General features: G+C 43.1%; 7 protein-coding genes. 6 read left to right on the forward strand and 1 reads right to left on the reverse strand.

The annotated features are described in order from the left end of the window. Positions 1-408 precede the first annotated feature (408 nt). The 6 genes from ACI0FR_RS01710 to ACI0FR_RS01735 are packed head-to-tail and all read left to right on the forward strand — an operon-like array spanning position 409 to position 7370. Positions 409-1266, forward strand: a complete 858-nt coding sequence (locus tag ACI0FR_RS01710) for an alpha/beta hydrolase (protein WP_461667867.1) — start codon at positions 409-411, stop codon at positions 1264-1266. Positions 1267-1296: 30 nt separating this feature from the next. Continuing rightward, complete coding sequence (locus ACI0FR_RS01715) at positions 1297-2334, forward strand: TRAP transporter substrate-binding protein (protein ID WP_461667868.1); 1038 nt, start codon at positions 1297-1299, stop codon at positions 2332-2334. A 6-nt stretch (positions 2335-2340) separates the two neighbouring features. Then, the gene (locus ACI0FR_RS01720; RefSeq protein WP_461667869.1) at positions 2341-2868 is read left to right on the forward strand and encodes a TRAP transporter small permease; all 528 of its coding nucleotides are present in this window, start codon (positions 2341-2343) and stop codon (positions 2866-2868) included. Continuing rightward, positions 2861-4147 (forward strand): TRAP transporter large permease, encoded by a 1287-nt coding sequence (locus ACI0FR_RS01725; protein ID WP_461667870.1) that lies wholly within the window; start codon positions 2861-2863, stop codon positions 4145-4147. Before ACI0FR_RS01720 ends, ACI0FR_RS01725 begins: the two co-directional genes overlap by 8 nt. Before the next feature lie 24 nt (positions 4148-4171). Then, positions 4172-5887: a thiamine pyrophosphate-requiring protein gene (locus ACI0FR_RS01730; RefSeq protein ID WP_461667871.1), complete on the forward strand. Its 1716-nt coding sequence runs from the start codon at positions 4172-4174 to the stop codon at positions 5885-5887. A 28-nt stretch (positions 5888-5915) separates the two neighbouring features. Next, complete coding sequence (locus ACI0FR_RS01735; RefSeq protein WP_461667872.1) at positions 5916-7370, forward strand: aldehyde dehydrogenase family protein; 1455 nt, start codon at positions 5916-5918, stop codon at positions 7368-7370. Here the strand turns inward: ACI0FR_RS01735 and ACI0FR_RS01740 are convergent. Continuing rightward, positions 7367-7744 (reverse strand): LuxR C-terminal-related transcriptional regulator (locus ACI0FR_RS01740; RefSeq protein WP_461667873.1); only part of this gene is annotated, 378 nt, incomplete at its 5' end. The genes ACI0FR_RS01735 and ACI0FR_RS01740 overlap by 4 nt on opposite strands.

The raw sequence follows: 7744 nt of genomic DNA on the forward strand, positions 1-7744 counted from the left end.
TTCTCCTTGGTGGCTTTTAAAAACAACCACACTATCGCACAAAAGCGGATCAGGAGGCCGTCCACCACATCAAGTCCAATGCCACAGTGGAACGTTTTTTTATGTTATGTATAGCAGTACATTCAAGTGCACACGATGCACCTTGATATACGCGTATTTCACCTTGCTTGGCGGGTGAGGTATGCGTTATTTTTTTACTAGGTGTTTCTAATCAAAGAGATAATCAGGTTCTTATTTAGAGAACCTTGTTTCTGATAATTTATCGTTCAGCTCGGTGACTTTCGAACTGGTGCTATAGCGATTGAGCAAGCTATAAAGTCAATATCTACGCACACTGTCATCCCTAGGGATGATTCTTTAAAGTTGGAAATCGTGCAAAAAACCACTTACATTTAATAGGTGGGTGATTTGTGCATTTTAAATAATAATGACAAACTTGAGACCGTTGAAAAAGCTGTTTCCTATGATCAGAAGACCCGTGCATATGCGCAAGAGAATGCATTGCGTGCAGATAAAATAATTGAATACGGTCCTCATAAACAACAACGAATTGAGCTTTTTTTCCCTAAAATTCCTGAGAAAGATTTACCAATCCTGGTATTTCTGCACGGAGGCGCTTGGATCGCAGGAAATATAGATTGGTTACGGTTTATGGCTGATCCGGTAATCAGACAGCCCGCAATTTTTGCGGCTGTATCTTATCGCTTGGCTCCCGAATGTCGTTGGCCGTCACAACTCAATGATTTTGAACTTGCGTTCAATTCATTATTTCCTGCACTGAAAAAGCATGGTGGTGATACAAATAAGATTGTTGTTGGTGGACATTCAGCAGGCGGTCAGATTGCTGCCATGGCTGTTCTTACTGAAAAAATAAGCCCTGTTCTAGCTTGTATGCTGGTTAGTAGTCCACTGGATTTGCGTTATGACAGAGTTCCGTCAGATACAGGCGCCGGACGTGTTTATCAGTATTTACTTGAACGTCCGGAAGACGACACTGATGCCAGCCCTATTACGCGCATTAAAAAAAATTCAGTGCCATTTCATTTAACATGGGGTTCTGAAGATTTTGTAAGAATTGCTGACTCCAATACACGCATGATGCAAGCCATGCGAGAGGAGGGACAGCATGTAGAATATCGCATTCATACGGGTGCTGACCATTTTGATACGCATCTAGCTTTGCGTGACCCGAATAATGATTGGTATGCAACATTTCGTAGGTTTGTAGCTAATGATTATTCTTTCGAGCTCTCATTAAAAAGATAGTTTTGCATATTCTTCAGGAGGAGGAAAAACATGAAAACTGTTACGAAAAAATTATTACCTCTCATTGCCGGAGGTATTATTATGGCAGCAACTATGAGTTCATCCGCCGCGCAGACTGTTTTAACTGTGTCAGGATGGACGCCCCCACGACATCATTTCACAAAACTCTTACAGGATGAGTGGGCGAAACAAGTAGAACAAGAGTCCAATGGTTTACTAAAAATCCGCTATCTACCACGTGCACCAATGGGCGCGGCCCAAACTTTTGATGGTGTCCGTGATGGCTTAGTCGATATTAGTTTTATTTCACATGGCAATACCCCCGGACGTTTTCGCTTAACAAAAATTGCAGAATTTCCATTTCTTGCAGATAAAGCGGAGGATTTATCGGTTGCCTATCAGCGGGTATTTGAAAAACACCTGGCAAAGGGCAATGAACATGAGGGCGTCGTACCACTCGCTATGTTTACTCCTGGTCCAGGTCACTTAATGTCACCGCGTGCCGAGTATAAGAATAAAGCATCACTTCAAGGTCAGAAATTGCGCGCGCCCGGTGGCATGGCATTCGATCTTGCCACATCACTTGGTTCTGTTCCTGTTTCACGTCCCGCCTCTGAATTATATGAGTTGCTAAACGGTGGCATAGTGGATGGAGCGCTTATGCCTGCTGATGTTTTTGGCGGTTGGCGTCTTGAAGAACTGATCAGGAATGTCGTTTCCGTCCCCGGCGGTTTTTATAATGCAAGTTTTGCTCTCATCATGAACGAAGCAAAATTTAATTCATTAACCGACGCAGAACGTGAAGCCTTGCTGAAGGTAACAGGCGAAAGCTTTTCCCGTATTGCAGGGCGTGCATCAGATGAAGCCGATAATCGTGGCTGGAAAATCTATGAGGACAGTGGTGGTCAAAGACAAACTGCCAGTGAAACATTTTTTGCAGAGATACGCGATGCCGTCGGACCTTTGGAGGATGCATGGCACGCCAATGTAGCTGATACGGGTATTGATGCGAAAGCTGCTCTTGATGAATTACGTGATGAAATTAAAAAAATCGAGGGGCAGGAGTGAGACAAGATGAGCAATGATCAACCCTCATTGTCAGGTACTCCTAAATTTTGTGATTTATTATATCATCGCCTCATCCAAACGCTTGAATATATGGCTGCTATCATGCTTGGCGGTATCATGCTGCTCACATTCACGGATGTGATTGCTCGCTACGCTTTTCACCGACCAATTGCTGCAAGTTTTGAGCTTACCGAAATGACAATGCAGGTTATGATTTATCTATGCATTGCAGTCGCGGTTGCCTCAAATGATCATATCAAAGTGACATTGATTGACCCGCTTATTAAACTGGTTCCCTTTCTTAAAACGTCAGCAGATAAAATATCTGGATCAATAATTGCCATATCGCTTGGTCTGCTAGGTTTTGCTGAAATAAATTTAGCGCAAGGAAAGGCAAATGAGATAACACCCGTGCTTGAATTACCGGTTGCACCTGTCGCTTGGTTGATCGGTATAGCATTATGTCTTTCTGCGGTACTTGCAGCACGCGCTGTATTTGTAGCTGATACAAATTATGGTGAACATAATGCTTGAGTTTTTCATTGGCATCACAGCACTTCTCATATTAATTCTAGCACGTATCCCTGTCGCACTCTCGATGGGAATGGTCGGTTTTCTTGGCTTTGCTCATTTTATGGGCTTTGCAATATCAGGCAAAATGGTTGCCGGTTCTGCTTTTGAACTTGGTAGCTATATGCTGACCGTTATTCCCCTCTTTGTGTTGATGGGAAATTTCGTGTCCAGTAGCGGTTTGGGGCGCGATCTTTTCAATGCGGCTTATGCATTTATTGGTCGTATGCCGGGTGGCCTTGCGGTTTCAGCTATTCTAGCATCAGGTGGTTTTGCAGCGATCTCAGGCTCAAGTGTTGCTTCTGCCGCAACAATGGTCAAAGTCTCTTATCCGTCTATGCGTTCCTTTGGTTATTCAGAGCCTTTTTCATTGGCAACGATTGCGGCTGGAGGAACTCTTGGAATTCTTATTCCGCCCAGCGTCGTTCTCATTATCTATGGGATATTAGCCGAACAAAACATCGCAAAACTATTTCTTGCAGGTCTTGTACCCGGCCTTTTAGGTATCCTGCTTTATATACTGACTGTCATGTTTGTCGTGGCGCGGGATCCGGCAGCCGGCCCTAAGGGTGAATATGTTCCTTGGGCAAAAAAATGGCACGCATTACGGCAAGTATGGGGTGTTGTGGCACTATTTTCCCTAATTATGGGGGGGCTTTATGGCGGCATTTTTACAGCCACTGAAGGCGGCAGCATCGGTGCTATGGGAGCTTTGTTACTCACTTTTGCCCGTGGTAAAATGTCCAAACAAGTTTTTCGTGATGCATTTTTAGGAACCATACGAACAACAGGTTCTCTTTTCCCGATTTTATTAGGAGCAACAGTTCTCGGTAATTTCATTGGCATGACCGGTGCGCCTGAAACACTTGCCGATTGGATTGCTGACGTTAACCCGCACCCGATAATGCTCCTTTTGATAATCGTTATGCTTTATCTCTTTTTGGGGTGCTTCTTAGAGAGCTACTCTACTTTATTCATTACCATGCCGATTATTCTGCCGCTTGTTGAAGCCGCAGGATTTGATCTGATTTGGTTTGGAATTATTGTCGTTGTAACAATTGAAATCGGGCTTCTTACACCACCGTTTGGAATGAATGTGTTCGTCCTGACTTCCGTTTTACGCAATATATCAGCTGGTCCTGTGTTTCGTGCCCTCATTCCTTTTATTGTTTCAGATCTAGTAAGAATTTTACTGCTGATCCTGTTTCCGGCATTGGTCTTGTTTCTACCAACTAACATGTAGTGCTTCATGAGCATGGAGAATTTTATGAGTGAAACCATTTGTTCTGTTGAAACAGTTGGTGATGCAATTGTTCAAATATTACAATTGCGCGGTGTTAATTGTCTTTTTGGTGGTGCGCCAACTTCAATGATTGAAGCTTTGGCAAATCCTGACAATGTAAATGAAAATTCTATCCGCGGTATTGTTACCCCACATGAGCAAACCTCGGTTGCGATGGCGCATGGGTATTATGCAGCAACTGGTCGCCCACAAGCTGTTTATCTTTACTCTACAGTCGGCACCGCCAACGGTCTTAACGGTATTATTAATGCATCACGTGCGCATATACCGATGATTGTCATCGCAGCGCGTTCTCCGATAGCAGAGCAACGCGGCATTGCAGGTGCTCGAGATATTCATGTTCAATGGTCGCAAGAAAGCTTTGACCAAGCTTCAATGCTGCGTGAATATGTAAAGTGGGATTATGAAATACGCCAACCAGATCAGGTTGTCTCTGTTATGGAGCGTGCATTCGAAGTGGCGACGGCTGAACCCTGCGGCCCAGTTTATATTTCGGTTCCACGTGATGTTTTAGCTGCACCTTTACAATCAATCGCAGTTGATACACCTTCTCGAAGAATTACGAAAACGCGTGTCATTGCTGACCCGGAAATGCTTGATGCTGCCGCTGATCTTTTGGCCAGTGCTAAACATCCCATCATTATAACTTCAGAAGCGGGCCGTACAGAAGGTGGACGCAATGCTTTGGCAGAATTAAGTGAGACAGGTGGTTTTGGTGTGCTTGAGGCAAGTCCAGTTTATAGTAATCTGGCACCGGAACATCCTTGCCATTTAGGGTATATTTTTGCATCCCAAGTTAGCCCCGATCTTGAAAAAGCCGATGTTATTTTGGTGGTAGATTCTGACGTGCCCTGGTTTACAGCTCGTGTGAATATTCCAAAATCAACACGTGTCATTCAATTAGGCATAGACCCGTTTTATCAGCAATTACCAATGCGTGGGTTTCCTTGTGATGTTCCTTTAATAGGCCATACAGAATATAGCCTAAATGAACTTACCTCTCGGCTTAAAACGCGTATTAATAATGAAACACGCAAAGAGCGCATATCAAGCCATCAAATGCGACGTAATCATCAGTCAAATCAACTGAAAGATGCCATTGCAAAAGATGAGAAATTAACAGCGATCACACCTCTATGGGCTAATCATTGTATTAGCCAATTGATTTCATCTGAGAGCATCATTGTTAATGAGTACCCAGCTGATTTGCGTATATTGCAACCACAAGGTTCAAACAGCTATTTCGGCCCTTCACATGCAGGTGGCCTTGGGTGGGGGCTTGCAGCTGCACTGGGTATAAAAGTAGCTAAACCGGATTCTGAGATAATTTGCACCTTGGGTGATGGCGCTTATTATTATTGTGCGCCAACTTCCTGTCATGAAGTTGCCGCCGCAGAAAATTTGCCTTTGCTGATTATTGTTTTCAATAATGGCGGTTGGAATGAGGTTAAAAAAAGTGTCATTAGTACACACCCCGGTGGCCATGCAGCACGCGCTAATTCAGTCCCTCTTACTAGTTTCGGCTATCGTGCAGACTTTGAAAAAATAGTTACAGCTTTTGGGGGCTATGGTGCAAAAGTTGAAAAAGCGGATGAGTTGCAAAGCGTATTACACGAAGCAATGCGTGTTGTACGCGAAGAAAAACGACAGGCGCTAGTGAATATTATCACCCAAGTTTAACCGCTATAATTCAAGTGTGAGGCTGGCAATGCCTAAAATGACATCGATTTCTCAAATTCTTTCAGCGCAAAAAGCAGCTTTTAGTCAGGAAACTAATCCGCCAGCAGTCGTTCGAAAAGACAGACTTATACGATTGGTAAAAACAGTTTTGAAAAACGAGGCTGCATTTGTTGCAGCCTTACAAACTGATTATGGCCATCGAGCGCCATTTGCTACTAAAGCAGGTGATATTCTAGGGACAATCAATGCGATCGAGTATCATCTACAGCATTTAGAAAACTGGATGAAACCCAAACCTGTTTTTCTTAATGAGGAGGCTGAAAAACACGGGATATTTGCAGAGGTTCATTATCAACCAATTGGTGTATTGGGCGCTCTCATACCATGGAATGGGCCTGTATTAATGGCTTGTTTGGCCGCTATGGGAGGGATCGCCGCCGGTAACCGTGTTATGCTGAAAATGTCTGAGCTGGCACCGGAGACCGGTTTTGTTTTCGAGCAAGCAATTGCGAGTGAATTTGACCAGTCAGAAGTAGCAGTTATTAATGGTGACGCTTCGGTAGCAGCTGAATTTTCCCGCCAAGCTTTTAATCATTTACTTTTTACTGGATCAACTTCCACAGGGCAAAAGGTTATGAAAGCAGCCGCCGAAAATCTTGTGCCGGTAACATTAGAACTTGGTGGCAAAAGCCCAGTCATTATCAGTCGTGATGCTGATTTACGGGTTGTAGCAGACCGTCTTACCTTGGGTAAACTTGCATCAGCTGGTCAGGTGTGTGTGTCACCAGATTATGTCCTTGTATCAAAAGGACAAACAGAAAAACTAATTGCAGAAATAATATCTGCGACAAACAAATTCTTCCCCAATATTTTAGAAAATAATGACTATACGAGCTTAATTAATGCATCTGCAAACAATCGGATGAAAAAATTATTAGAAGATGCAACAGAAAAAGGAGCTCGATTTGTCTTTGCACCTGAAGATTATTCTACAAAGACTGTTCCATTAGGCGGGCGTTTTCCGTTTGTCATTGTGACGAATGTCAGTATGAATATGTTATTGATGCAAGAGGAAATCTTTGGACCCCTGTTACCGATAATGGAATACGACAGTGTGGAAAATGCACTAAGTATAATAGAAAAAAATCCCAATCCGTTGTCAGCATATTATTTTGGCTCGGATGAGAATGAAGCTAAAAAATACGCTAACCACATTCTAACTGGCAGCATGGTTATTAACGATGTACGTATTCAACTGGCATATGAAGCTCTTCCCTTTGGCGGGATCGGTTCAAGCGGGATTGGCCGTTATCGTGGGCATGCTGGTTTTATTACATTTAGTAATCAAAAAACTATTATTCACCAAGGTGCTACAGAAGAAGTTTTGGCACGTCAGCGTCCACCCTATTCAGCCCAACATCATGATTATATTCAGAGCGCTATCATGAATAAAAAAGAACAATACGGTATTTCACAGACTTAGCAACGTAATGGTAACCCTGTTTGGTATAACGCACCGATTAATTCCGCTCTATTACTGTAGCCTGTCTTAGTGAGGATATTTTTCATATGGCTTTTTACGGTAGGTAGTGCGATGGAAAGTAGACGTGCTATATCTTGGTTAGGATAGCCTAAGAATAAAAGCTGCAACATCTCACGTTCTCTATATGTAAGATCTGACAATATGAGCTCTTCCTGGTGGCGGGCTAATGCATTACACCACATACTAGCGAAGAGCTTATGCATTGTGTTGAGCTTTTCCATTTCAAAACTATTGAACTCTTGATCATCGTCTAAGCGTACATAACGAATTCCAGCTCTTATCACACCTTTTGGATCACGTAAGAAAACTTCAGC

The sequence above is a fragment of the Paenochrobactrum sp. BZR 201-1 genome (genome assembly GCF_044987585.2).
Taxonomy (GTDB): Bacteria; Pseudomonadota; Alphaproteobacteria; order Rhizobiales; family Rhizobiaceae; genus Paenochrobactrum; species Paenochrobactrum pullorum.

Bases quoted from the DNA above. Each gene is read 5' to 3' on its own strand.
- ACI0FR_RS01715 (WP_461667868.1), top strand. From the start codon at position 1,297: ATGAAAACTGTTACGAAAAAATTATTACCTCTCATTGCCGGAGGTATT.
- ACI0FR_RS01725 (WP_461667870.1), top strand. From the start codon at position 2,861: ATGCTTGAGTTTTTCATTGGCATCACAGCACTTCTCATATTAATTCTA.
- ACI0FR_RS01720 (WP_461667869.1), top strand. From the start codon at position 2,341: ATGAGCAATGATCAACCCTCATTGTCAGGTACTCCTAAATTTTGTGAT.
- ACI0FR_RS01730 (WP_461667871.1), top strand. From the start codon at position 4,172: ATGAGTGAAACCATTTGTTCTGTTGAAACAGTTGGTGATGCAATTGTT.
- ACI0FR_RS01735 (WP_461667872.1), top strand. From the start codon at position 5,916: ATGCCTAAAATGACATCGATTTCTCAAATTCTTTCAGCGCAAAAAGCA.